The sequence below is a fragment of the Nitrosophilus alvini genome (genome assembly GCF_015100395.1).
Taxonomy (GTDB): Bacteria; Campylobacterota; Campylobacteria; order Campylobacterales; family Nitratiruptoraceae; genus Nitrosophilus; species Nitrosophilus alvini.
This window is the reverse complement of sequence record NZ_AP022847.1, coordinates 1,621,757-1,644,772: the sequence shown is the minus strand read 5'-3', so window position 1 is coordinate 1,644,772 and position 23,016 is coordinate 1,621,757. Positions and strand designations below refer to the sequence as shown.

Below are 23,016 nucleotides of genomic sequence, written 5' to 3'. Positions count from 1 at the left end.
AAAGGGCATGGATGCTTATTTTCCCTACAGTTAGAGCTATCAGGCAGGAACGTGCAAGGCTTCAGGCAAAAGGGAATGTTTTTTTGCCCAAAATGGTAACGATAGATGAGTTTATAAAAAGATCCGTTATCGTTCCCGGAAAAAAGGCGGTTGACGAAGATACGAGAGTTATACTGCTGGGGCGGGCTGCAGATTTTGATGACTTCAAAAAACTTAAAATAGAGCGTGATTTTTTCAAATTTCTTAAAAACAGCGATTTTTTTTTCAGATTTTTTGAAGAGCTTTCAGTTGAAAAGGTCGATATATCTTCACTTTATATAACCGATATATATGCAGAGTACAGCGAGCATCTTGATATCCTTCAGGAACTTAAAAGAAGATACGAAAAGCTTCTTGAAGAATACTCTTTTTTTGACAGATTTCAGATTCCCTCCCTTTACAGGTTGAACAGAAATTTTATCGGTCAGATAGAGTATGTAAAGTTGTATCTTGAAGGTTTTGCTACCAATTTTGAACTTGAACTGTTTGATTCTATTTCAAAAGAGAGAGACTTCTTTATAAATTATACGGCTAACGGCTTCAATGAGAAAATGAGCCAAAAGTTGGAAAAACTGGGCTTTGGAACTCTTGAAGTCGGCTTTTCCTACAGCCTTGATTTGACAAACAAAGAGATATTGGAAAAAAAAGCACTCAATTTGCCCAAGCCGGCAGAGGCTGTATCTTTTAAAAACAGAATCTCCCAGACGGGATTTGTAAAGAAAAAAATATACGATTTTGTGAAAAGCGGCATTAAGCCTGAAGATATTGCTGTAATTTTGCCGGACGAAAATTTCAAAGAGTATCTCTATCTGTTTGATCTGCCCCGCAACCTCAATTTTGCAATGGGATTTGACTACTCCTCCACATCTACATATAAAAAGCTCACTCTTCTTTTGGAGTATATAAACGATAGGGAGTCTATAAAAAACCAAACTGAAATAGAAAAAGAGTCTCTATCCGAAATTGCAGAAAATTTTCTGCAAATATCATCTAAACGTACAGGTTTTGATGAATTTAGAAAAGTTGTCGAAGCTGCGGTTGAAAGCGAAGCGGAAGAGAGGGAAATTTTTGAAGATGAGATAGAGAAGTTCAAAATACTGTTTGGTGTGATGAAAGAGTATACTTTCGCAAAAAAACTTAGGATTTTTCTAAATAGACTGCAAAAGAGGTCGATTGACGATGTACAGGGGGGAAAGATAACAGTAATGGGGCTTCTTGAGAGCAGAGGATGCAGCTTTGAAGGGGTGATTATCCCGGATTTCAATGAAGGGATTGTGCCAAAGCCGAGCGAAAAAGATATATTTTTGGATTCGAAAGTCAGAAGATCGGCAAATCTTCCAACCCGAAATGATAGAGAAAATCTTCAGAAATATTACTACTACGAACTTTTTAGAAAAGCCAAAAAATGTGCGGTCTGTTATGTGAAAAACGATATTGATTCTCCTTCCAGGCTTATAGAGGAGTTCGGCTTTTTTGAAAAAAAGAGTTATGCTGAAAAAGAGATTGCAGGAACACTTTTTTCTGTCAATACCCCCAAAAAGAGAACCAACAAAGAGATAAAACTCTATTACGATTTCAAAAAAGAGAAAATTTCCGCTACGAAACTAAAAGACCTGCTGGAGTGCAAAAGAAGGTTTTACTATAAATATATCAAAAATCTTAAAAGTGCTGAAATGCCTACAAAAGCAGTCGCTGAAAATGAAGTGGGCAATATTCTTCATGAAGCACTCAAAAATGTTTACAGGAAAAAAGATGCATATTTCAGTGTAGCCGAACTCAAAAAAGAGTTTGAAACTGAGATGAAAAAACTAACGGACAAATCAAATATGTACATGCGATTTTTGACAGATATCTGGACAAAAAAAATCGAACCGTTTTGTGAAAATGAAATCAAAAGATTTGAGGCGGGGTACAGAGTATTTAAAACGGAACAATATCTGACCGCTTCTTTTGAAGGATTTGTTCTGGAAGGCAAAATAGACCGAATAGATAGCAAAAGCGGCAGGTTTTATGTAATAGACTATAAAAGCGGAAATATAAAATTGCCGGCAAAATATGAAGAAGAAAAAGTTGTCGATTTTCAACTTGAGTTTTATTATCTACTCTCTTTAGGTTACGGAGAGATAGAAAAAGTCTGTTATTATGACCTGAAAGACGGGAAGTTGAAAGAGGAGAAGTTTTTTGGAGAGAAAATGGGTCTGCTTAAGGAGACTTTGAAAAGTCTTGAAAAAGGCGAGGTCGATTTTTCTATGACACAGGATTTCAAAAATTGCCGATACTGCCCATATAAAATAGTTTGTGGAAGAGATTGATGGAAAAACTTTTGGCATACGAGGCAAGTGCCGGTACGGGAAAGACTTTTGCTCTTGTTGTAAGATACATAGGGCTTCTTTTTTCAGGAGCGTTACCCGACAGAATTCTGGCACTCACCTTTACAAATAAAGCTGCAAACGAGATGAGAGAGAGGATAGCGTATACGCTGAAAAATTTGAAAGATTCAGCAGAACTGGAAAAAATCAGCGAAGATACAGGTATTGCAAAAGAGGAGATTCTCAAAAAGCAGCCATATATATACAAAAAGTTTTTAAAAGCAGATCTGAAAATTGTAACCATTGACAGTTTTTTTGCAAAAGTTTTGAGAAAGTTCTCTTCGTATGCCTCTTTACTTCCCGATTTTTCCATATCCTCGGCAGAGGATAGAGATGAGATAATTTTTCTTTTCTTAAAATATGCCTATAAACAGGGAAAAATTGACTCACTTCTGCGTCTTGCCCTGCTTGAAGAGAAGAGACTCAAAGATATCTTCTCGCTGTTTGTTTTGCTTTATGAGAGTGGCGAAGATTTTTCGTTTGAGTTTCAAAAAAGCGATATCTCTTTTTTCAAAAAAGAGGTACTGAGATATTTCAACATATTGAAAGAGGCTGTTTTTGAGTGTGAAGAGATAGGCGTAAAGCTAAAGAATATGCTAAATGAAGAGAGTATAGAAAAAATTGCGAAAAAAAGTTGGATTGCAAAAGAGAGTCTCAAATACAGCAGAAGTCCATTCAACAAATGTTACAGAGAGGAGATGGATGAATATCTTTTGATGATAAAAAAGCATCTTAAAAGATATTTCGATGCGAAAGAGGCGGATTTTTTTCTTGAGCTTTTCGATCTTTTTCTACTTTTCAAAGAGGTCAATTTTCTATATAAAACGAAAAACAACAGAGTGGTTTTCAGCGATATACTCAATTTTTCAAAAACTCTTCTCAGAGAAAAAATAGAGAACGATTTTCTCTATTTCAGACTCGATTCCAAAATAGACCACCTCCTTATAGATGAGTTTCAGGATACGAGTCTTTTGCAGTTCAGGCTGCTTGAGCCTATTGTCGAAGAGATAGCGTCAGGCGAGGGGCGAAGCGGTTTCAGGACATTCTTCTACGTTGGTGACGTCAAGCAGTCTATATATCGATTCAGAGGAGGTTTTAAAGAGCTTTTTGGGTATGTAGCGAAGCGCTACTGCGTCCGGGTAGTTCCGATGGCACAAAATTTCAGAAGTGATCGCCTGATTGTTGAGTTTGTAAATGAGATATTCAAACCTCTATATGACAAAGGACGCATAGGATTTGTCAGGCAGGAGGCGATGAGCAAAAAAGAGGGGTTTGTAAAAGTTAAGCAGAGCGATGATTTGCTAAGAAATATGACAAAAGAGATAAAAGCCCTTCTAGATGCCGGAGTTGACGAAAACGATATAGCGATTCTCTGTTTTAAAAATGATGACTGTCTTGCCGTAGAAGAGAAGATCAAAAATGAGTTGCCGGGTGTTTCGGTTTTGAGCGAAAGCAGTATGAGACTGCTTCATGAAGAGAGAGTCAGAGCAGTTGTGGAGTTTTTGAAATATATATATTTCAAAGAGGAGATCTACCTGAAAAACTTTGAAGCCTCATTCGGACTTGAAGATATCTCATTTGATATGGAAAGTTATGAGAGACTGAAAAAGAGGCTTCCTCTGCTTATAAAAAGGATTTTAAACGATTTCAATCTTTTTGACGGCGACGAGAATCTGCTTAAACTTCTGGAGATAAGTACAACATACAGTACTCTGGGAGATTTTCTGTTCTCGCTGGAAACCATAGATGAAAGCATTGTTCCCTCTTCGGCTAAAGGTATAAAAGTGCTTACGGTGCACAAATCCAAAGGTCTCGAGTTTGGGCATGTTCTGCTTATGGACAGGTTTGGAATAAAAAGAGGCGGAGGGGACCCGATAATATTCGATTATGATGAAATTGAACTCAAAAGAGTCTATAAAAATATGGGAGGAAGAGAGAATGTGGATGAGCTATATAATTTAGCTCTTCAAAAAGAGAATCTACTCAAGGCCGAAGATGAGCTAAATGCCCTCTATGTCGCTTTTACAAGGCCAAAACATTCGTTGATCGTTTTGAAAAAAGAGAAAAATTCTGTTTTTGACAGATTGGGGCTTGAAGAGATACAAAAAGGTAGGCTTGAGGTTTCAGTAAAATCGGCGGAGAAAAAAGAGCATGAAAAATTTGAATATGAAAAAGAGTATTACGGCCCGCAGAATAAAAAGAGCGACAAAGATACAAAGAGCAAAGATTTCAGTTCGGTTCTATTTGGACAGGCTCTTCACTACGTACTGGAAATGATTGATTTAAACGATATAAAAACTCTTGGTACCGCTATGGAAGCTGCATTTAACAGATATGGCGGATTTTTGACAAGCCAGAGTTTCGAAGAGATAGAAAAAAGAGTGACTATGCTTCTATCAAATAGTGATTTTTTGAATCTTATAAAGGGTGAGATTTTAAAAGAACAACCGCTGCTATTTAATGGCGAAACAAAGCAGATTGACCTTCTTGTTGAAAACAGTGAAGGATATACCGTTATAGACTACAAAAGCTCATATAATGAAAGAGAGAGCCATATAAAACAGGTCACGGAGTATGTGTCGGCTGTTTCTTCTATAACAGGTAATAGATGTTGTGGTGTGATAGTATATCTTTTACGAGATGAAATATTAATAGAAAAGATATAGGCAAAAGAAGAAAACTTTAAAAAGTACTTAAATTAAGTTAGTTTTAATAAAAACTGTTCTAAAATCACATTCTCAAAAAGCTATAAAGGTTTGGGCACATGAAGTTTACTAAAATGGTAAAACCTGAAGAGGTTAAAAGAGATTGGATTGTTTTGGATGCCGAAGGAGAAACATTCGGTAGACTCATAACAAAGATCGCAACGATACTTAGAGGCAAACATAAGCCTTCTTATACACCGCATGTTGACTGTGGCGATTTTGTTGTTGTTATAAATGCATCAAAAGCCAAGTTTACCGGAAGCAAGCTGGAAAACAAAGAGTATCATAGACATACTGGTTATTTTGGCGGTGTTAAAAGTGAAAAACTCGAAGATCTTCTAAAAAAGAATCCGGAAAAACTATTTAAACTTGCTACACGGGGTATGCTTCCGAAAACAAAACTCGGAAAACAGATGCTTAAAAAATTGAAAGTTTATGCTGGAAGCGAGCATCCGCACACAGCACAGGTAAAGGGATAACAGATGGCTAAAGTATATGCAACGGGAAAAAGAAAAACAGCAATAGCAAAAGTTTGGTTAACGCCGGGTAGCGGCAAAATCATTGTTAATGGCATGAGTTTGGATGAGTGGCTAGGCGGCCATGAAGCTATAAAGAAAAGAGTAAGACTTCCGTTGACTCTTACAAAGCAGGAGTCAAGCGTAGATATCGTTGCAACAACATTCGGCGGCGGATACTCTGCACAGGCAGACGCTCTTAAGCACGGGATATCAAAAGCGCTTACAGCTTTTGACGAATCTTTCAGATCTATTTTGAAGCCTCAGGGTCTTTTGACAAGAGATGCGAGGGTAGTTGAAAGAAAGAAATACGGAAAACACAAAGCGAGAAGAAGTCCTCAGTTCTCAAAAAGATAATACTCTTCCATACATTCGGGCTTATGCCCGAAATGTTTCTACCTATCAAAAAGGCAACCTTATGAAAAATATAATCTTTTTACTATCACTTTTGCCTATTCTCCTAACAGCGGGAGTCAAAACGCTCTCTGTAGAAGAGGTGGAAAAACTCAAAAAACAAAAGGTTCCTATTATTGATATCAGAACGCCTCAGGAGTGGAAAAGCACAGGTATAATTCCCGGCAGCAGGCTTATTATGTTTTTTGATGAAAGAGGCGGCTATGATTTGAACAGATTTATGAAAGAGTTTGCAAAAGTCGTTCCTTCAAAAGATATGCCTTTTGTTCTTGTCTGCAGAACGGGCAGCAGAACAAAAGTGGTCGGAAACTTTCTTGCCGATAAATTAGGATATAAAAAAGCCGCAGATCTTGGTGGGGGCATATATGCCTGGATAAGGTCCAAAAAGCCTGTAAAAGCTGTTAAGTGACAATGAATTGTTAATTCCCGTTCAAGGCTTTGTGTTATGAGACTCTTTATATTTTTCCTATCTGTTACAGTATATATTTTTGCCTCGACTCTTCATCTCTCAATTTCCGCAAGTCCCAGCAGAATAAATCCCATTTTAGCTACCGACAGTGCAAGCAGTACCATAGCAAGCCATATCTTCAACGGTCTTGTAAAGTATGACAAAAACGGCAATGTTACAGGTGATCTTGCAAAGAGTTTCTATTTCGAAAACGACAGAACTCTTATTTTCAAACTAAGAGACAATGTCTACTGGCATGACGGAGAGAAGTTCAGTGCAAAAGATGTTGTTTTTACCTATAAAACAATAATATCTCCCAAAGTATTTACCCCTTATGCAAGCGAATTCAGATTTGTAGAGAGTGTGGAAGCGATTGATGATTTGACAATCAAGGTTGTATATAAAAAACCCTATTTTAAAGCTTTGGAAACCTGGATGATGGGAATTTTGCCTGAGCATGTTTTGAGAGATGAAAAAGATCTTATGACAAGCAGTTTTAACCAAAAACCTATAGGGACCGGGCCGTATAAACTTAAAAACTTTTCCGTATCTTCCGATATAGAACTTGTGGCAAACGAAGAGTATTTTGAACACAAACCATATATAGATAAGATAGTTTACCATTTTATACCAGACCCCTCGACACAGTTTCTTATGCTCAAATCGCACAAATTGGATGTGGGAGGACTATCTCCGCTACAGTATGAGAGACAGATAGACGAAAAATTCAAGGAGTATTATAAAATTGTAGAGCAGATAAGTCATGGATATACCTATCTGGGATTCAATCTGAAAAAAGAGAAATTCAAAGATAAAAGAGTGCGTGAAGCGTTGAGTCTTGCAATAGACAGAAAAGAGTTGGTGGATATTCTTTTCTTTTCACACGGTCGTGTCTGTACGGGCCCTTTTCTGCCGGGAACATTTGCCTATAATGATAATATAAAACCTTTGAAGCCGGATCTGAAAAGAGCGAAAATGCTTTTAATAGAGGCAGGATACGATGAAAAGCATCCGTTAACATTTGAGATAGCAACAAATTCAAACAACTCCATAAGACTCTATGCAGCGCAGATTATTCAGTATCAGCTGGCAAAAATAGGTGTGAAAGTAAAGATAAAAGCTATGGAGTGGCAGGCGTTTTTGAATACTGTGGTTCATCCGAGAAATTTTGAGACGATTCTGCTTGGCTGGAGTCTGGGACTTACTCCGGATGCCTATCCTTTGTGGCACAGCGATTCAGATAAGCCTGGAGGATTCAATCTGGTAGGATATAAAAACGAAGAAGTCGACCGACTGATAAGCGAAGCTGAGAGTATAATAGACAGAAAAAAGCTTGGAGAAGTATATAAAAAAATATTTAAACTCATAGCCGACGATAAACCGTATCTCTTTTTGTACATTCCTAACTCTATAACTGTTGTCAACAGAAAAATAACACCGATTGAACCTTCTATAGTAGGAATATTCCATAATGAGATAGATTGGATTAAGCCTTGATTTTGGCTTAGAAGGTTATTAGAGGTTAGTTTTGAAAAAAATTACAATCTTATTTGATTTAGACGGTACGTTGATTGATTCAACTGATGCCATATTGGAGAGTTTTGCTTATGCTTTCGGCAAATTTGATGTAAAAGTTCCCCAAAAAGAGAAGATCCTCTCTCTGATAGGGCATCCGCTTGACTTTATGTTTTTACATCTCGGAGTTGCCGAAGAGATGGTGCAAAATTATGTAGATGCCTACAAAGAACGCTATAGAGTTATATCTAAAGAAAAGACTTCCCTGCTTTTTGGGGCAAGAGAGGCTGTCGAACTCGCCTCTTCCTTTGCAACTTTAGGCGTAGTTACAACAAAAACCGCAAAATATTCGGCAGAGCTTCTGGAGCATATGAAAATTATGCATTTTTTTGAAGTCCTCATCGGCAGAGAAGATGTTATACATCCAAAACCTCACCCCGAACCTATACTTAAAGCGATGCATAAAATAGATGCCCGAAAAGAGCATACCTGGATGATAGGAGATACCTGCCTTGACATAAAGTCGGCAAATGATGCTACTATAAGTAGCATTGCCGTTCTTTGCGGATACGGAAATGAAAGAGAGCTAAGAAGGTGCTCAAAATATGTAAAAGAAGGCGTTTTAGAAGCTGTGGAATTGATACGTAAAGTCGAAAATACAGACCTTTTTAAATAGGAGAAATTATCTCCTTATAGGCCAAAAATAAAGCTGCTTTTAAGTCCTGCTTCATTACAATAGTCGGACTAACTATGACTATTGAGGGAGCTGAAATGTTAGAGATAAGATGGCACAGCAGGGCCGGACAGGGAGCCGTTACCGGAGCAAAGGGTTTGGCGGATGTAGTTGCAAATACCGGCAAATATGTACAGGCATTTGCATTTTACGGTTCAGCTAAAAGAGGTGCTGCGATGACGGCATACAACAGAGTTGATGAAGAGCCGATATTGAATCATGAAAAATTTATGAAGCCCGATTATGTTCTTGTTATTGACCCGGGTCTTACATATACAGCAGATATTACAGCAAACGAAAAAGAGACCACAAAATATATAATCACGACTCACCTTTCTAAAGAAGAGCTTATAAAAGCTCAGCCGAAACTTGAAGGAAAAGATGTTTATGTAGTGGATTGTATGAAAATATCTCTTGATACGATTGGAAGAGCGATACCAAATACTCCTATGCTTGGAGCATTGATGAAAGTATCGGGAATGTTTGAGTTGGATTATTTTCAAAATGCAATGAAAAAAGTTTTATCTAAATTTCCGCAGAAAATCATCGATGCTAATATGGCTGCGATAGAGAGAGCATATAACGAAGTCAAATAAAGGATGAATAATGAGTAGCAAAGATATAAAAGAACTGGGGTGGGATGAGCTGGTTCCGGGAGCTTGCCTGTTCTCTTTTACAGAGCCTGTTGAAAATGTTGTAGATCTTACTATGGATGAGAGACCTTATGCACCTACAAATTCCCATGAGGCTAGTGTTGGAGACTGGAGAGTAGAAAAACCGGTTTACAACAGAGATCTATGTATCGATTGTCAATTTTGCTGGATATTCTGCCCCGATATCTCTATTATAAGCAGGGATAAAAAGATGATAGGTATCGATTATGATCACTGTAAAGGGTGCGGTATATGTGTAGAAGTTTGTCCGACAAATCCTAAATCTCTATTGATGTTTCCGGAACAGACGGACAATGAAGAGGCTTTGGCTAGTTGGCCAGAAAAAGAGAAAAAATAATATAACATCTTTAAAATTATGTATTAAAAGGAAAAGAAATGGCTGAAAAGATGCAATTAAACGAAGTGGAGGTTTGGGACGGCAATATGGCTGCTGCTCAGGCTCTTCGCCAGGCACAGATAGATGTAGTTGCAGCATACCCCATAACTCCTTCTACTCCTATCGTTCAAAACTACTCCAAATTTTTGGCCGACGGTTATGTTGACGGCGAATTTATAATGGTGGAGAGCGAACATGGCGCTATGAGTGGTTGTGTTGGTGCAGCTGCAGCCGGAGGAAGAGTTGCTACCGCAACAAGTTCTCAGGGCTTTGCTCTTATGATAGAGGTATTGTATCAAGCTAGCGGTATGAGACTGCCTATAGTTCTTACTGTTGTCAACAGAGCGCTTGCTGCCCCTTTGAACGTTAACGGAGACCATTCCGATATGTATCTTGGACGAGATGCGGGATGGATAAATCTATGTTCTTACAATCCACAGGAAGCTTACGATATGACGCTTATGGCATTTAAAATAGGTGAAGATTTAAATGTCAGACTTCCTGTAATGGTTCATCAAGACGGCTTTTTGTGTTCGCATACGGCTCAAAATGTGAGACCTTTACAAGATGAGGAAGCTTACGGATTTATAGGAGAATATAAACCTGTAAACAGTATGCTAGATGTTGCAAATCCGGTTACTCACGGTGTTCAGACTGAAGAAGACTGGCATTTTGAACATAAAGCGAGACAGCATAACGATCTGATGAATTCAGTAAGTACAATCAAGAAAGTTTTTGCCGAATTTGAAAAGCTTACCGGAAGAAAATATGATCTTCTGCACAAATACAAAATGGATGATGCCGAAGTTGCTATCGTTGCTCTTGGAACTACAGTAGAGAGTGCAGAAATTGCAGCTGACAGGATGAGAGAAAAAGGTGTAAAAGCCGGAGTTTTGGGAATAAGAGTTTTAAGACCATTCCCTTTCAAAGAGATACAAGAAGCTCTGAAAAATGTAAAAGCTATTGCTGCTATGGATAGAAGCGCACCCGGAGGAACGTTCGGAATGCTTTTCAATGAGATTGGTGCAGCGATGCTTCAGTCCGGAAAAACGCCTGTTTTGTTGAACTATATTTACGGTTTGGGTGGAAGAGATACGACTATTGCTCACCTGACTGATATTTACGAGCAGTTGGACAGATGTGCCAAGAGTGGAAAAAGTGAGTATCCTTTGCAGCAGTTTATAGGGCTGAGAGGTCCTAAACTCTCTTTTTATTAATAGGAGAACAAAATGACTAAAAAGATTAGAAACCTAAAAGAGTTTTCGACTTCCAACGATAGATATGAGGGCGCCAATCTTATGTGTCCCGGATGTTCTCATAACATCATTGTTAGAGAGGTTTTGAATGCTACAGATAATCCGGTGCTGATTGCAACAGCCACAGGATGCCTTGAAGTTTGTACTGCAGTTTATCCGTATACATCATGGGATGTTTCCTGGATTCATATAGGTTTTGAAAACGCTTCTACTGCAATTGCCAGTGCGCAGGTGATGTATGAGGTTTTAAAAAGAAAAGGCAGACTTCCTGAGTCGACCATGAGGGCTATTGAAGAGGGGAGAGAACCTAAATTTGTCGCTTTTGGAGGCGACGGTGCCACATACGATATCGGCTTTCAGTGGCTGAGCGGTTGTTTCGAAAGAGGACACGATTTTATGTATGTGTGTCTTGATAATGAGGTATACGCAAATACTGGTGGACAAAGAAGCTCCTCTACCCCTATAGGTGCCAGTACTACCACAAGTCCCGCCGGAAACGTAAGTTATGGCGAGAAAATGATGAAAAAGTCTATGGTGGAGATTATGGCGGATCACGGTGCACCATATGTAGCGCAGGTAGCACCGAATAAATGGAAAGATCTTGTCAAAAAGATTCAAAAAGGTTTTGAAACAAAGGGACCTGTTTATATAAATGCAATGAGTGCTTGTACCACAGAGTGGAAACATGCGCCGGAGAATACTATTGATGTGAGTGAATTGGGTGTTGAAAGCTGTGTCTGGCCTCTATATGAGATAATAAATGAAAGAGACGAACACGGAATTATATATAGTACTAAATTGAATATCACATACAGACCTAAAAATAAAATACCTGTAGAAGAGTATCTTGCCGCACAGCCAAGATTTAAGCATCTGTTTAAGCCTGAAAACAGACATATTATCGACCTTTGGCAAAAAATGGTCGATATTAGATGGGAAAATCTGCAAAAAAGAGAAGAGGCAGGCGTATAAGAGTGCATTTTGCCTCTTTGCCTCTTTTTTATGTATAACAGCCTTTAAATAGAAAAACTACCGAATATTTCTTCAATCCTTACACAAATCTTTATTCTTTGCTATAATAACTGCAAACAGAGGCTCCTACGCCTTACATAAAGGGCACAAATGGGCAAGAAAACAAAAATAGTTATTTTGGGTGCGGGATATGGCGGAATAAGAGCGGCTCAGAGACTGAGTGAGAGAGAAGATTTTGAAACGGTTTTGATTGATCAGCATCCGTACCATTATCTTCAAACGGAAGTGTATGATTTTATTGCCAATAAAATAAAAATTTCTGATGTTGCAATCGATCTGTTTGCACTTTGTGCAGGATTTGGAGATAATGTCTCTTTTTTAAAAGATTTTGTAATAGATATAGACTTTGAGAGCAAAAAAGTTATTTTGTTAAATAAAAAGAGTGTCTCTTATGACTTTCTTATTATTGCACTTGGTGCCAAAACTGCATTTATGGATGAGATTGAAGGGCTTAAAGAGTACTCAAGGGATATTAAAGATTTGCAAAACGCACTTATTTTCAAACATAAATTTGAAGATGAACTTTTTGACAGAATAGAAACTGAAGGTAGTCTTTGTACGAGAAAATTCAATATTGTAGTAGGAGGAGCAGGTCTTAGCGGTGTAGAAATAGCTGCGGAGATGGCATGCTATGCTAAAGAATTTTACAAAAGTCATAAATTTGTGTGTGAAAACCTGAATATCTATCTTGTTAGTGCAACGCCTACTATTTTGCCGGGTCTACCGGAAAAAGTGGTAAAACTCGCACAAAAAAGACTTAATAAACTGGGAATAAAAACGATATTTAACGCCAAAATTACAAAAGTAAATAAAAAATATGTACGTCTCTCCACAGATGCGGCTCTTGAACATGACTTTTTGATATTTACCGGTGGTGTTAGAGGAGTTGATCTTGTCGAAAAGCTGGATGTTGAAAAAAACAGAAAACTGCAGATAGTCACAGATGAGTATCTGAGAGTTGCAGGTAAAGAAGTAGAGTTTGCGATAGGAGATATAGCGCAAATCAAAGATACGGAAGGAAATATTGCTCCTCAGACTGCAGATATCGCAGAACAGTCGGCCGAACTTGCAGTCCATAATATAATCTGTATGGTTGATAATAAAGAGATGAAAAAGTCTGATTTAAAATCAAGAGGTATGCTCATAGCTCTCGGTGGGAAATATGCTATCGGAAGAAGCGGAAATTTTGTATTCAGTGGTTTTAGCGCGTATATTGCAAAACAGGGGATTTTCAAAATATATAAATTACCTCTTTTGAAAAAAGCAGACGAAGGATTTTCAAAAATTTCAAAATGAATTTAGCGTATAATTGAGCATCAGAAAATAAAGTTTATATGAAATATAAATAAGAGATAAAGGGAAAAAATGCCTCTGCTTGAAAGTTTTATGGTAGATCACACCAAGATGATAGCCCCTGCAGTAAGAGTGGCAAAGAGTATGAATACGCCCTGCGGTGATACTATAACAGTGTTTGATTTGAGATTTTGCAAACCAAATCAAGAGATAATGCCCGAAAAAGGAATACATACATTAGAGCATCTATTCGCCGGTTTCATGAGAGAACACCTAAACAGCGAAGAGGTTGAGATCATTGATATATCTCCTATGGGCTGCAGAACGGGATTTTATATGAGTGTTATAGGAACACCAAGCGAGCTGGATGTTGCTCAAAGCTGGGAAAAAAGTATGAGAGATATAATCTCTTTGAAAAGCCCAGATCAGATTCCGGAGTTGAATATATATCAGTGTGGAAGCTGTAAAATGCATTCGCTTGAAGAGGCGAGAAAGATAGCAAATCATGTAATTCAAAGCGGCATAGGGATTATGAAAAATGAGGATTTGGTATTGGATTTAAATAAAATCGATACTCATAAATGTGATGTTAAAATTGAAGATATAAGAGTTATTGGCCAGTAATCATTTAAAAAAGAGAGGGGAAGTAAATGCTGGTTGTTATACCCGTAAATTTGAATGATATTGATGAAGCGAAAATAACTTCGATTGAGAGTGCAAAATATTTTGCTTTTTTGCAGTTAGGAGAGGGAGCTAAACTGGAAAATGTAGAATTTAAAAAAAGTTTTTCAGAAGATTTTTTCGATTTTTTTATAGTCAACAGCAAAAATGAAGAGCTTGATACAGTTTATGAGCTTGGAGCCAGAGTGCTCTTGGCAATGCCGAACAGTTATGTAGAGGATATTTTAGAAGCTTTTATGTTTAGGGAGTTAGATGAAGTTGTCTAAAAAAGATGCAAAACTTTTTCTAGAGATTTTTAAGTTTTATCCTTTTGTCAAAATTGCTGCTACAGTCGATATTCCCTCTGAAATTTCGGAACTTTTGAATAGTGAGCTGCAAAGGTGTGAAGGAGAGCTTGATATTTTTGAAAATGATAATTTCAGACCAAAAAGAGGAGTTTACGACTATGTAGTTATCTGCGATACGCTTGATGAAAATATTCTACAGACTGCAAAAAACTCACTTAAAGCTGTCGCAGAACTAGTTGTTTTGCTTGATAAAAATAGATTTGGTCTGTATGAAGCTGTTGATAAGATATCAGAAGCGGACTTTGCAGCGGCAAATGATATAGATCTTTTTGATGAATACCATCTGATTACTGCAAAAAGACTTTTAATGTACGGAGTATAGCAAAAAGGGTTCGGGTTTGAAATATGAATTGAAAAAAACAGAAGACGGAACTCTTACTCTTTACAACAAAGATTTTGATGAGTGCTATCACAGTGTGCGGGATGGTGCCCTGAGAGAGTCTTTGAAAAAACATATAGAGCCCGCCTGGACTATTTTATCTCAAAAAGACAAGAAACAGGTGACAGTTTTGGATATATGTTTTGGACTCGGCTACAACACTTTAGCAACAATATACCACCTTAAAAAAACAGGTATTAAAACAAAAGTTCATATAATTTCTCCGGAGATAGATGAATATCTTGTAAAAAATCTTTCGGATTTTCAGTATCCCTCTGAACTGGAGCCTTTCAGGAGAGTTGTCCAGACCCTTTCAAAAGATCTAGTTTATGAAGATGAACAGTTTTTGATAGAGGTTAAGATAGGTGATGCTAGAGATATCGTAAAAAAAATCTCCAAAAATATTGATATCTGTTACCAGGATGCTTTTAGTCCCAAAAAAAATCCACTTCTTTGGACATATGAGTATTTCAGGGATCTGAAAAAAATAGCTTCAGATAATTTTCTTCTAACTACATACTCTTCAGCAACTCCTGTGAGAATGGGCCTTTATGAAAACGGTTTTTTGCTCTATCACAATGTAAGTGAAGGTGTCAGGAGTGGAACAGTTGCAAGTGTAAGACAACTGCCTCTTGAAAAAATCGATATGGAATTGAAAAAAGAGAGAAATCCAGAGGCAAGAAGCCTCAAGGATGCTGACTTTAAAGCTCTGCTTTGAAACTTATGTTATAAAATGATATTATAATAAAACCTTTCTGATATACATTACAAGAGGCAGATATGAATACAAGACAAAAGGTTTCTCTACTGTTATTGGCAATTTTTGCCGTTGCTTTTATTCTTATAACTGCTAATACTCTGCTGCAATTCAGAGACTATGGTTTTAAAAACGCGGAACAGAAAGCAAAACTGACTGCGGAAGTGGTCAAAAACGGACTTACTGCTCATATGGTAAACGGTTTTATGGACAAAAGATCCTATTTCCTTGAGCAGATAGAAAGAATTGAGAATGTTAAATCGATTTGGATTGCAAGGTCTCCAGCAGTTATAAAACAGTTTGGAAAAGGGCTCAATAACGAAATAGCAAGAGACGACATAGACAAAGAGGTTTTGAAAACCGGCAAAGTTATGAAAGAGATTACAGAAACTGCGGACAAAAGTCTTTTTAGAATAAGTATTCCCTATATTGCATCTGCATTTGAAAAACCCAACTGTCTGAAATGTCATAACGCAAAAGAGGGTGAGGTGCTTGGTGTAGTGAGTATGGTTATCGATGTAACCGAAGGGAGAGGTGCAAGCCTGAAAACTGTTTTGTATAACGCTTTTATAGGTTTTGTCTTTATTGTTTTGGCGCTTTTTATCATCAACTATTTCCTGAAACCCTATGTAAATATCTTCTATTCTATAAAAAGGGTGATGCAAAAAGCATATGATGGAGACTATTCCGGCAGGGTTGACGGAGGTTTTACAAGCGAAACCAAATCTGTTGCAAAGATGCTCAACAATCTTTTAGAAAAATTACAGAAGGTTTTCAAAGAGATAGACAGCAAAGTCTATATATTTTTAAGAAACTCAAATCAGATGAGAGATAAGGATCCCCTTATAAGTATAAACAAAACAGTCAATCAGCTTTCTGATATTTACAAATTTAAAAAGACGATTGAAAATGACAAAGAGCTTGAAGATGTATATAACAGAATAGCGTATCTTCTTGAAAAGAGATTCCATATAGATGATTTTGTACTTATCGAAGCAGATACGGCATCCAAAACAAATAAAATTGTTTATGCCTCCAAAAGATGCAGATGCAGAGTAACCGAAGGCGAATGCAGGGCAGACAGGATAAATGCCATTATAGATTCTTGCATATTTGAAAAAGTTTGTGAACTGTTTGAGGAGGAGGGTGTGGATTATCTCTGCATTCCATATTCTATTTCCAACGAGCTCAACTTTATTATTTCCATATATTCCGAAAGCAAAGAGGAGAGCGAAAGAATTAGAAAACTTGAACCACTTGTCGAAGACTATATAAATGCCGCAAGACCTGCAATTGTCAGCAAAAAACTTATGAAAATGCTAAAAGAGATGGCCAGAATAGACCAGCTTACAGGCATGTACAACAGAAAATTTTTGGAAGAGTTTGTTGAAAAAGCCGCACCACAGGCTCTTAGAAGTAATATCAGATACGGTATACTCATGATAGATATTGACTATTTTAAAATGATAAACGATACATACGGACATGATGTTGGAGATGAAGCGATTAGGACTGTCTCCAAAGTTATAAAAAATTCAATAAGAAGTTCCGATATCGCTATACGTTTCGGAGGGGAAGAGTTTCTTGTTCTGCTTTATAACTGTGATAAGGATGCCGTAACCAAAATAGCTGAAAAGATAAGAACAGAATTTTCCAAACAGAAAATCAAAAGTCCGGATGGATATTTTACCAAAACGCTGAGTGTTGGAACATCAATATTTCCGGATGATAGTGAAAGTATATGGAAATGTATAAAATTTGCGGATGTGGCGCTTTACAAAGCAAAAAAGAGTGGAAGAAACAGAGTTGTAAATTTTGAAAAGAGTCTGATCAAAGATGGCTCTTTGGATGAATCATACTAAAGGATGAATTATGGACGAAAGATTGAAAAGGACGCTCCTAAATATTGCCAGAGTGGCAATAAAAGAGGAGTTTATGGGACATAAAGAGCTCAATGAGGGTGTTATTGAGAGACTGACCAAAATGTTTCCAGAACTACTTGAAAAAAGAGCTACATTTGTTACTATAAACGAACAAGGAAGTCTCAGAGGCTGTATAGGCTCCATAATTCCGTACAGGACGCTTTTGGAAGATGTTATCGAAAATGCGAAAGCCGCTGCGTTTCATGATCCCAGATTTGCTCCTTTGAGCCGTGACGAATTTGAGAAAATAAACATAGAGATATCTATTCTTACTGTTCCGGAGATTTTGCCTTACAGTGACAAAGAGGATTTAAGAAAAAAGATAAGACCTGGAATCGATGGTGTTATTTTAAAATATAATGGCTATCAGGCAACATTTCTACCGCAGGTATGGGAGGACTTGAACGATTTTGACCAGTTTTTCGCACATCTTTGTATGAAAGCTGGACTTGGACCCGACTGCCTTGATCTACATCCGGAAATTCTTACATATCAGGTTGAAAAATTCAGTGAAGAGGATTTTAAATAAATTTAGTGGATATGAACTGCAAGCCAGAGAGCCCCTTTTGAAGTTTTAGTAACTTTGTGGGGAGTTCTGGCCGGAATAAATAGTGTATCCCCTTTTTTCAACTTTTTTGCTTTTCCCTTGATTTCAAGCTCAGCATCTCCCTCCAAAAGCACAACCCACTCATCTTCATCCTGAATATAAAGAGAACTTTTGACACTCTCTGCGCTCACTATCCTTTTTATCTCCACATTGCCACATCTTAAAAGTGTGTCGAACATCTCACCTTTTTGCGGTATTTCAAAGTCATAGATATTCATGATTCTCCTAAAATGTATGAATAGTTCTGTATATAGGTCCCTCAGGCGTAAGAGTGCTGCTTACAAGGCAGAGTCTGAGTTTCATTTCTCCGAGGATTTTGTATCTGGTCTTTTCGAAATATTTGAGGAACGATTTTCCTCCGTTTGTTTTTTTAATCCTCATCAGAGTTACGTGGGGTATAAAAGGCTTTTGAGAAGCAATTGCCACTCTTTTTTCTATATCTTCATAAAGTCTGTATATCTCTTTATCTTTGCATTCGGCAAAAAGAACTTTAGGAGGTCTGCCGAACGTTCCGTATCTTTTAAGTTTGAAAGTTCTTTTTGGATACTCTATACCATCAAGTGATTCTATAATCTTTGATGGATTGGATATATCGCCGAAAAAATGAAAAGTCATATGAATGTTTTGTGGTTCAACCCATTTGCCTTCAAAATACTTTGATAGCTCATTTTTTATATCCTCATAATTGTAAATTGTTGCAAAACTTCCAAGAAAAAGCCGCATTATCTCTTATCCTTTTTCAATAGAGTGCCTGAATTTTGTCTATATCGCTCCAGTGCAGACTCTTCTCTTTTTTGAACATATAGTACAGATATCTTGCAAACATATCCGTTTCTATATTTACTCTTCTTCCGGGAGTATATATTCCAAAAAGTGTCTCTTTCATTGTAAGAGGGATAATCGTCAATCTGAAGCTATCTTCAAATACGTCATTTACGGTAAGACTTACACCTTCTACGGCGATGCTCCCTTTAGGTATCACAAACTTTATAAACTGAGGAGGAATTTTTATATAAAAATCATAGCCGCCGGGTTTTTTTATGATTTTTTCTATAACCCCCACCGTATCTATATGACCCTGGATAATATGCCCTTCGAGTCTGTCGCCAAGTTTCATGGCCGGTTCTATATGAACTTTGTCTTTGTAGTTTTCAAGCGCCAAAACTTCCAGGCTCTCATGTGAGAGCTCGACTTCAAATCCGCCTTCATATACTTTGGTTACACTGAGACATGCCCCGTTTACCGCTATAGAATCGCCCACATTGGGTCTGTATTTTGCTTTCAGTTTTAAAACGTTCTTCTCAAAGGCACGAACTTCCGCTATCTCTCTTATCAATCCTGTAAACAAGCTCTTCCTTCTTATAAAAATTTTATTTAAATTATAAACATAGCTAAAACCGAAAAACAATCTTAGATATAATTATATCAGCAAATCAAAGAATATAGAGGATATGAATGAAATACGATGTAATCGTTGTAGGCGGAGGGCATGCAGGGATAGAGGCCTCTTTGGCGAGTGCCAGAATGGGTATGAAGACACTTTTGATAACCATTCTTGCCGAACAGATTGGAGCGGCGAGCTGCAATCCGGCCATAGGAGGGCTCGCAAAAGGGCATCTTGTAAAAGAGCTTGATGCGCTTGGAGGCCAGATGGGGCTGGCAACTGATAAAACCGGAATCCAGTTTAGAATACTGAATGCTTCCAAAGGTCCAGCCGTAAGAGGTAGCAGAGCCCAGATAGATATGGATAGATACAGAATATATATGCGAACGGTCGTTCTTGGGACTGAAAATCTTGATGTGGCTCAGGAGATGGTTGATGAGATTCTTGTAAAACAAGGAAGAGTTGCCGGCGTTATAACAAATCTCAAAAATATATATCATGCCAAAAAGATAGTTATCACTACCGGTACCTTTTTAAAGGGAGTTATTCATATAGGCGATATTACTCAAGAAGCTGGAAGGGCCGGCGAATTTGCATCCAACAGACTAAGCCAGTCACTGAAAAAGCTGGGTTTGGAGACAGGAAGGCTTAAAACCGGGACATGCGCAAGGATTGATGCCAAGAGTATCGATTTTTCCAAAATGGAGATACAGCCAGGTGATGAAAACCCAATTCCTTTTAGTTTTCGTACGGACAGGAAAAACTTCGATCCCGTTCAGCTCCCCTGCTTTATTACATATACAAATGAAAGAACGCACGAAATAATAGAGAGTAACTTTGAAAGAGCCCCTCTTTTTACAGGTCAGATAGAGGGTGTGGGACCCAGATACTGTCCTAGTATCGAAGATAAAGTTTTTAGATTTCGTGAGAAAGAGAGACACCATATTTTTGTTGAGCCGCAGACACTTGAAGCTACCGAATACTATATAAACGGCATGAGTACATCTTTGCCCACCGATGTTCAAGTGGAGATGGTAAGAAGTGTAAAGGGTTTGGAAAATGCCGAAATTGTCAGATTCGGATATGCAATAGAGTATGATTACGTAAATCCGACCGAACTTAAACATACTCTTGAGACCAAAAAGATAGAAGGGCTCTATCTTGCAGGTCAGATAAACGGTACAACCGGCTATGAAGAGGCTGCTGCCCAGGGACTTATGGCCGGAATAAACGCTGCTCTTTCTATAAAGGGGGAGGAACCTTTTATCTTAAGAAGAGATGAAGCTTATATCGGAGTTATGATCGATGATCTTGTAACAAAAGGGACAAAAGAGCCTTACAGGATGTTTACAAGCAGAGCAGAGTTCAGGCTTCTTTTAAGAGAAGACAATGCCGATCTTAGACTTATGCCGTATGGATACAGGTTTGGTCTTATAGATGAAGAGACATATTTCAAGATGGTTAAAAAAGCAGATGAGATACAAAAAGGTCTTGAGATTCTTGAAAACAGATATTTGACACCTACAAAAGAGACTCTCCAGTTTCTCGAAGAGATAAATGAGAGCAAAATAACAGATAAGACAAATCTTTTAAATATCGTCTCACGAAAAAGCTTTGATATGAAAAAGCTTGAAAAAATAGCTCCGGAAATAAAAGAGTTCAGTGATGATGCAAAAGAGCAGATTTTAATAGAAGCAAAATACCATCAGTATATAAAGAAACAGAAAGAGCAGATTGACAAAATGAGAGAGATGCTCAGTATAAAAATACCTGAAGACCTGGATATAGACTCGATTTCAGGATTGAGCAACGAAGTGAAAGAGAAACTCAAGAAATTCAGACCACCAACTCTTTTTGCTGCAAGTGAAATAAGCGGAATAACTCCTGCTGCCATCGAGATACTTCATATCTATATAAAGATGAGAGAGAAATTGCGGAAAGAAGGAAGAAGACTGAAGGGAGAGCCGTAAAGAAAAAGCAAACTGCTTTGCTTTTTTAGGCTCGCACGGCGATGGCGATGTGCAGAGCGGAGCGATTGCACCGCCAGACGCCAGTTCACCAGATAAGGACGAAGGAAAGCTTCTCAACCAATCACGAATTACGAATTACGAATTACGAAAAAAAGGGAAAAAGATGAAACTGTTTTTTTATGCAAAAACCGGTCATAGAGTAGGGCTTGACAGGATGAGAAGGGTAATTGCTCTGATGAGAGAGTTTGAAGAGTTTGATCCGCTTTTGATGGTTTCTGATTTCAGGGCCGCATCGTATGCCAAAGAGCTAGGTGTCAGAAGAAGTGTGGGTATTGACGATGTAAGAAATATGCCCAATATTACGGAAAGAGGAGATATAGTAATATTTGACAGCGACGAATACAATGAGGTTATGCATCAGGAAATGATTGAGTACTTCAGTCATTTTGTGAGAGTCTCTACAGATCCCACAGATAGTGTAAAAAATGGAGAGATAGTAATATCACCTTATCTGGAGGGCGAAAATATCATAAATGCGATTTTGATAGATAAGACCTATTTTAAGAAAGAAGACAAAGAGTATGAAAAAGTTTTTTTCTATGGTGATGACGATTACGAAAAAAAACTTTTAAAAGATGCGGAAGCTTTTGCAGATGAAAATTTTGATCTATTGGAAGGTTTTTATTTTTTTATGGGGTATGATAAAGAACTTAAAAAATATTTTAATAATATTTATGAAGGAGAGATGTATGAAGAAGTTCTTTTAAAAAGTAAAAATTTTGTTACTTCTTCGGCTCAGTCGGCTCTTGAAGCTTTAGCTGCGAATTCAAATCCAGTATATATACATAGAGATGATAAAGAAAATCACTATTTTACTCTTCTTGAGGAGCTTGGGATACCTGTATTGAAATGCTTCAGTAAAAATGAAATTGTTGAAACTGTAAATGTTACAAAAAATTACAATATAAAAAAAATTAATGACAAAAGTGTAACAAATGCTGCTACAGAGCTAAAAAAGAGATTGAATTTATGAACTTTTAAATAAAGCTCCTATAAAATAAAGCGACAAAATTAATTTCAAAACAAAGGAAGTCATATGGCTGATCAAGGAAGACGTGACTTTATAGGAATGGTCTTCGGCGGTGTAGCAGCAGTAGGCGGCGTAGCCTCTCTGTATGCTATGAAAAGAACTTGGGATCCTCTTCCAAGTGTAATGGCTGCCGGTTTTACCACTGTAGATCTATCTCCTATGAAAGAAGGAGAGTTTAGAACTGTTCAGTGGAGGGGCAAACCTATCTTTATCCTTAAAAAATCAAAAGAGATGAAGAAATGCGACGACAGAGACCTCATGGTAGGCAATGAGGACTATTTGATTGCGATAGGTCTTTGTACGCATTTGGGATGTATTCCTGCGTGGGAAGCTGATAAGCAGATATTTAAATGTGCATGCCACGGTGGCGAATTTGATGCATGTGGTGTAAACACTTTCGGACCTCCTCCAAGACCGTTGGATATTCCTCCATTTAAAATAGAAGGTACAAAACTTGTGCTTGGCGAAGAGGGACCTGAGTATAAAAAATTAGTCGGCAAAGCGTAAGGA

The 23,016-nt window shown here is 37.7% G+C and carries 24 protein-coding genes; 21 read left to right on the top strand and 3 right to left on the bottom strand.

The genetic code is table 11. From position 1 onward, the window contains the following. The first annotated feature begins 11 nt into the window (after positions 1–11). The 18 genes from EPR_RS08390 to amrA all read left to right on the top strand — a co-directional run bounded on the left by EPR_RS08390 (position 12) and on the right by amrA (position 17,984). Positions 12–2,351, top strand: coding sequence for a PD-(D/E)XK nuclease family protein (locus EPR_RS08390; protein ID WP_200762776.1), 2,340 nt, complete (start codon positions 12–14; stop codon positions 2,349–2,351). Further along, on the top strand, positions 2,351–5,074 hold the full coding sequence (locus EPR_RS08385) for a RecB-like helicase (RefSeq protein WP_200762775.1): 2,724 nt from the start codon (positions 2,351–2,353) through the stop codon (positions 5,072–5,074). Before EPR_RS08390 ends, EPR_RS08385 begins: the two co-directional genes overlap by 1 nt. Positions 5,075–5,172: 98 nt before the next feature. Then, a complete protein-coding gene (gene rplM, locus EPR_RS08380; RefSeq protein WP_200762774.1) occupies positions 5,173–5,592 on the top strand; it encodes a 50S ribosomal protein L13 in 420 nt (139 codons plus the stop codon). A 3-nt stretch (positions 5,593–5,595) separates the two neighbouring features. Beyond that, positions 5,596–5,985, top strand: a complete 390-nt coding sequence (gene rpsI / locus EPR_RS08375; protein WP_200762773.1) for a 30S ribosomal protein S9 — start codon at positions 5,596–5,598, stop codon at positions 5,983–5,985. A gap of 61 nt (positions 5,986–6,046) precedes the next feature. Beyond that, positions 6,047–6,451: a rhodanese-like domain-containing protein gene (locus tag EPR_RS08370; protein WP_200762772.1), complete on the top strand. Its 405-nt coding sequence runs from the start codon at positions 6,047–6,049 to the stop codon at positions 6,449–6,451. A 36-nt stretch (positions 6,452–6,487) separates the two neighbouring features. Continuing rightward, the gene (locus EPR_RS08365) at positions 6,488–7,987 is read left to right on the top strand and encodes a peptide-binding protein (RefSeq protein WP_200762771.1); all 1,500 of its coding nucleotides are present in this window, start codon (positions 6,488–6,490) and stop codon (positions 7,985–7,987) included. A 31-nt stretch (positions 7,988–8,018) separates the two neighbouring features. Further along, complete coding sequence (locus EPR_RS08360; protein ID WP_200762770.1) at positions 8,019–8,681, top strand: HAD family hydrolase; 663 nt, start codon at positions 8,019–8,021, stop codon at positions 8,679–8,681. A gap of 95 nt (positions 8,682–8,776) precedes the next feature. Next, on the top strand, positions 8,777–9,334 hold the full coding sequence (locus EPR_RS08355) for a pyruvate flavodoxin oxidoreductase subunit gamma (RefSeq protein ID WP_200762769.1): 558 nt from the start codon (positions 8,777–8,779) through the stop codon (positions 9,332–9,334). A 10-nt stretch (positions 9,335–9,344) separates the two neighbouring features. Next, complete coding sequence (locus EPR_RS08350) at positions 9,345–9,749, top strand: 4Fe-4S dicluster domain-containing protein (protein ID WP_200762768.1); 405 nt, start codon at positions 9,345–9,347, stop codon at positions 9,747–9,749. A gap of 38 nt (positions 9,750–9,787) precedes the next feature. Continuing rightward, positions 9,788–11,005 carry a 2-oxoacid:ferredoxin oxidoreductase subunit alpha gene (locus EPR_RS08345; RefSeq protein ID WP_200762767.1) on the top strand — a complete coding sequence of 406 codons (1,218 nt, stop codon included), beginning with the start codon at positions 9,788–9,790 and terminating at the stop codon, positions 11,003–11,005. A gap of 12 nt (positions 11,006–11,017) precedes the next feature. Beyond that, the gene (locus EPR_RS08340) at positions 11,018–12,016 is read left to right on the top strand and encodes a thiamine pyrophosphate-dependent enzyme (protein WP_200762766.1); all 999 of its coding nucleotides are present in this window, start codon (positions 11,018–11,020) and stop codon (positions 12,014–12,016) included. 150 nt (positions 12,017–12,166) lie between these two features. Continuing rightward, a complete protein-coding gene (locus EPR_RS08335; protein ID WP_200762765.1) occupies positions 12,167–13,372 on the top strand; it encodes an NAD(P)/FAD-dependent oxidoreductase in 1,206 nt (401 codons plus the stop codon). A 69-nt stretch (positions 13,373–13,441) separates the two neighbouring features. Further along, positions 13,442–13,993 carry an S-ribosylhomocysteine lyase gene (gene luxS / locus EPR_RS08330; RefSeq protein WP_200762764.1) on the top strand — a complete coding sequence of 184 codons (552 nt, stop codon included), beginning with the start codon at positions 13,442–13,444 and terminating at the stop codon, positions 13,991–13,993. A gap of 26 nt (positions 13,994–14,019) precedes the next feature. Further along, a complete protein-coding gene (locus EPR_RS08325; protein ID WP_200762763.1) occupies positions 14,020–14,316 on the top strand; it encodes a hypothetical protein in 297 nt (98 codons plus the stop codon). Beyond that, complete coding sequence (locus tag EPR_RS08320; protein ID WP_200762762.1) at positions 14,303–14,719, top strand: hypothetical protein; 417 nt, start codon at positions 14,303–14,305, stop codon at positions 14,717–14,719. The genes EPR_RS08325 and EPR_RS08320 overlap by 14 nt, the downstream gene beginning before the upstream one ends. Positions 14,720–14,735: 16 nt before the next feature. Further along, entirely contained in the window at positions 14,736–15,494 is a 759-nt protein-coding gene (locus EPR_RS08315) for a tRNA (5-methylaminomethyl-2-thiouridine)(34)-methyltransferase MnmD (RefSeq protein ID WP_200762761.1), read from the top strand. 62 nt (positions 15,495–15,556) lie between these two features. Beyond that, on the top strand, positions 15,557–17,395 hold the full coding sequence (locus tag EPR_RS08310) for a GGDEF domain-containing protein (RefSeq protein WP_200762760.1): 1,839 nt from the start codon (positions 15,557–15,559) through the stop codon (positions 17,393–17,395). A 10-nt stretch (positions 17,396–17,405) separates the two neighbouring features. After that, a complete protein-coding gene (amrA, locus tag EPR_RS08305; RefSeq protein ID WP_200762759.1) occupies positions 17,406–17,984 on the top strand; it encodes an AmmeMemoRadiSam system protein A in 579 nt (192 codons plus the stop codon). A 2-nt stretch (positions 17,985–17,986) separates the two neighbouring features. Here amrA and EPR_RS08300 read toward each other — a convergent pair whose 3' ends face one another. Genes EPR_RS08300 through EPR_RS08290 form a run of 3 tightly spaced genes read right to left on the bottom strand, consistent with a single transcriptional unit; the run spans position 17,987 to position 19,410 of the window. Beyond that, entirely contained in the window at positions 17,987–18,280 is a 294-nt protein-coding gene (locus EPR_RS08300) for a cupin domain-containing protein (RefSeq protein WP_200762758.1), read from the bottom strand. A gap of 7 nt (positions 18,281–18,287) precedes the next feature. Further along, complete coding sequence (gene thpR, locus EPR_RS08295) at positions 18,288–18,785, bottom strand: RNA 2',3'-cyclic phosphodiesterase (RefSeq protein WP_200762757.1); 498 nt, start codon at positions 18,783–18,785, stop codon at positions 18,288–18,290. A gap of 16 nt (positions 18,786–18,801) precedes the next feature. Beyond that, complete coding sequence (locus EPR_RS08290) at positions 18,802–19,410, bottom strand: riboflavin synthase (RefSeq protein ID WP_200762756.1); 609 nt, start codon at positions 19,408–19,410, stop codon at positions 18,802–18,804. A 107-nt stretch (positions 19,411–19,517) separates the two neighbouring features. On the opposite strand from EPR_RS08290, the gene mnmG reads away from it, so the two are divergent. The 3 genes from mnmG to petA all read left to right on the top strand — a co-directional run bounded on the left by mnmG (position 19,518) and on the right by petA (position 23,013). Further along, a complete protein-coding gene (mnmG, locus tag EPR_RS08285) occupies positions 19,518–21,416 on the top strand; it encodes a tRNA uridine-5-carboxymethylaminomethyl(34) synthesis enzyme MnmG (protein WP_200762755.1) in 1,899 nt (632 codons plus the stop codon). A gap of 163 nt (positions 21,417–21,579) precedes the next feature. Then, on the top strand, positions 21,580–22,449 hold the full coding sequence (locus EPR_RS08280; protein ID WP_200762754.1) for a hypothetical protein: 870 nt from the start codon (positions 21,580–21,582) through the stop codon (positions 22,447–22,449). A gap of 63 nt (positions 22,450–22,512) precedes the next feature. Further along, on the top strand, positions 22,513–23,013 hold the full coding sequence (petA, locus tag EPR_RS08275; protein ID WP_200762753.1) for a ubiquinol-cytochrome c reductase iron-sulfur subunit: 501 nt from the start codon (positions 22,513–22,515) through the stop codon (positions 23,011–23,013). Positions 23,014–23,016: the final 3 nt, after the last annotated feature.

Coding starts and splice junctions, on each gene's coding strand:
- EPR_RS08300 (WP_200762758.1), bottom strand. CDS start 18,280: ATGAATATCTATGACTTTGAAATACCGCAAAAAGGTGAGATGTTCGAC.
- rplM (WP_200762774.1), top strand. CDS start 5,173: ATGAAGTTTACTAAAATGGTAAAACCTGAAGAGGTTAAAAGAGATTGG.
- EPR_RS08385 (WP_200762775.1), top strand. CDS start 2,351: ATGGAAAAACTTTTGGCATACGAGGCAAGTGCCGGTACGGGAAAGACT.
- mnmG (WP_200762755.1), top strand. CDS start 19,518: ATGAAATACGATGTAATCGTTGTAGGCGGAGGGCATGCAGGGATAGAG.
- EPR_RS08325 (WP_200762763.1), top strand. CDS start 14,020: ATGCTGGTTGTTATACCCGTAAATTTGAATGATATTGATGAAGCGAAA.
- EPR_RS08335 (WP_200762765.1), top strand. CDS start 12,167: ATGGGCAAGAAAACAAAAATAGTTATTTTGGGTGCGGGATATGGCGGA.
- EPR_RS08320 (WP_200762762.1), top strand. CDS start 14,303: ATGAAGTTGTCTAAAAAAGATGCAAAACTTTTTCTAGAGATTTTTAAG.
- petA (WP_200762753.1), top strand. CDS start 22,513: ATGGCTGATCAAGGAAGACGTGACTTTATAGGAATGGTCTTCGGCGGT.
- amrA (WP_200762759.1), top strand. CDS start 17,406: ATGGACGAAAGATTGAAAAGGACGCTCCTAAATATTGCCAGAGTGGCA.
- EPR_RS08340 (WP_200762766.1), top strand. CDS start 11,018: ATGACTAAAAAGATTAGAAACCTAAAAGAGTTTTCGACTTCCAACGAT.
- EPR_RS08355 (WP_200762769.1), top strand. CDS start 8,777: ATGTTAGAGATAAGATGGCACAGCAGGGCCGGACAGGGAGCCGTTACC.
- EPR_RS08365 (WP_200762771.1), top strand. CDS start 6,488: ATGAGACTCTTTATATTTTTCCTATCTGTTACAGTATATATTTTTGCC.
- EPR_RS08280 (WP_200762754.1), top strand. CDS start 21,580: ATGAAACTGTTTTTTTATGCAAAAACCGGTCATAGAGTAGGGCTTGAC.
- EPR_RS08310 (WP_200762760.1), top strand. CDS start 15,557: ATGAATACAAGACAAAAGGTTTCTCTACTGTTATTGGCAATTTTTGCC.
- rpsI (WP_200762773.1), top strand. CDS start 5,596: ATGGCTAAAGTATATGCAACGGGAAAAAGAAAAACAGCAATAGCAAAA.
- EPR_RS08390 (WP_200762776.1), top strand. CDS start 12: ATGCTTATTTTCCCTACAGTTAGAGCTATCAGGCAGGAACGTGCAAGG.
- EPR_RS08370 (WP_200762772.1), top strand. CDS start 6,047: ATGAAAAATATAATCTTTTTACTATCACTTTTGCCTATTCTCCTAACA.
- EPR_RS08350 (WP_200762768.1), top strand. CDS start 9,345: ATGAGTAGCAAAGATATAAAAGAACTGGGGTGGGATGAGCTGGTTCCG.
- EPR_RS08345 (WP_200762767.1), top strand. CDS start 9,788: ATGGCTGAAAAGATGCAATTAAACGAAGTGGAGGTTTGGGACGGCAAT.
- luxS (WP_200762764.1), top strand. CDS start 13,442: ATGCCTCTGCTTGAAAGTTTTATGGTAGATCACACCAAGATGATAGCC.
- thpR (WP_200762757.1), bottom strand. CDS start 18,785: ATGCGGCTTTTTCTTGGAAGTTTTGCAACAATTTACAATTATGAGGAT.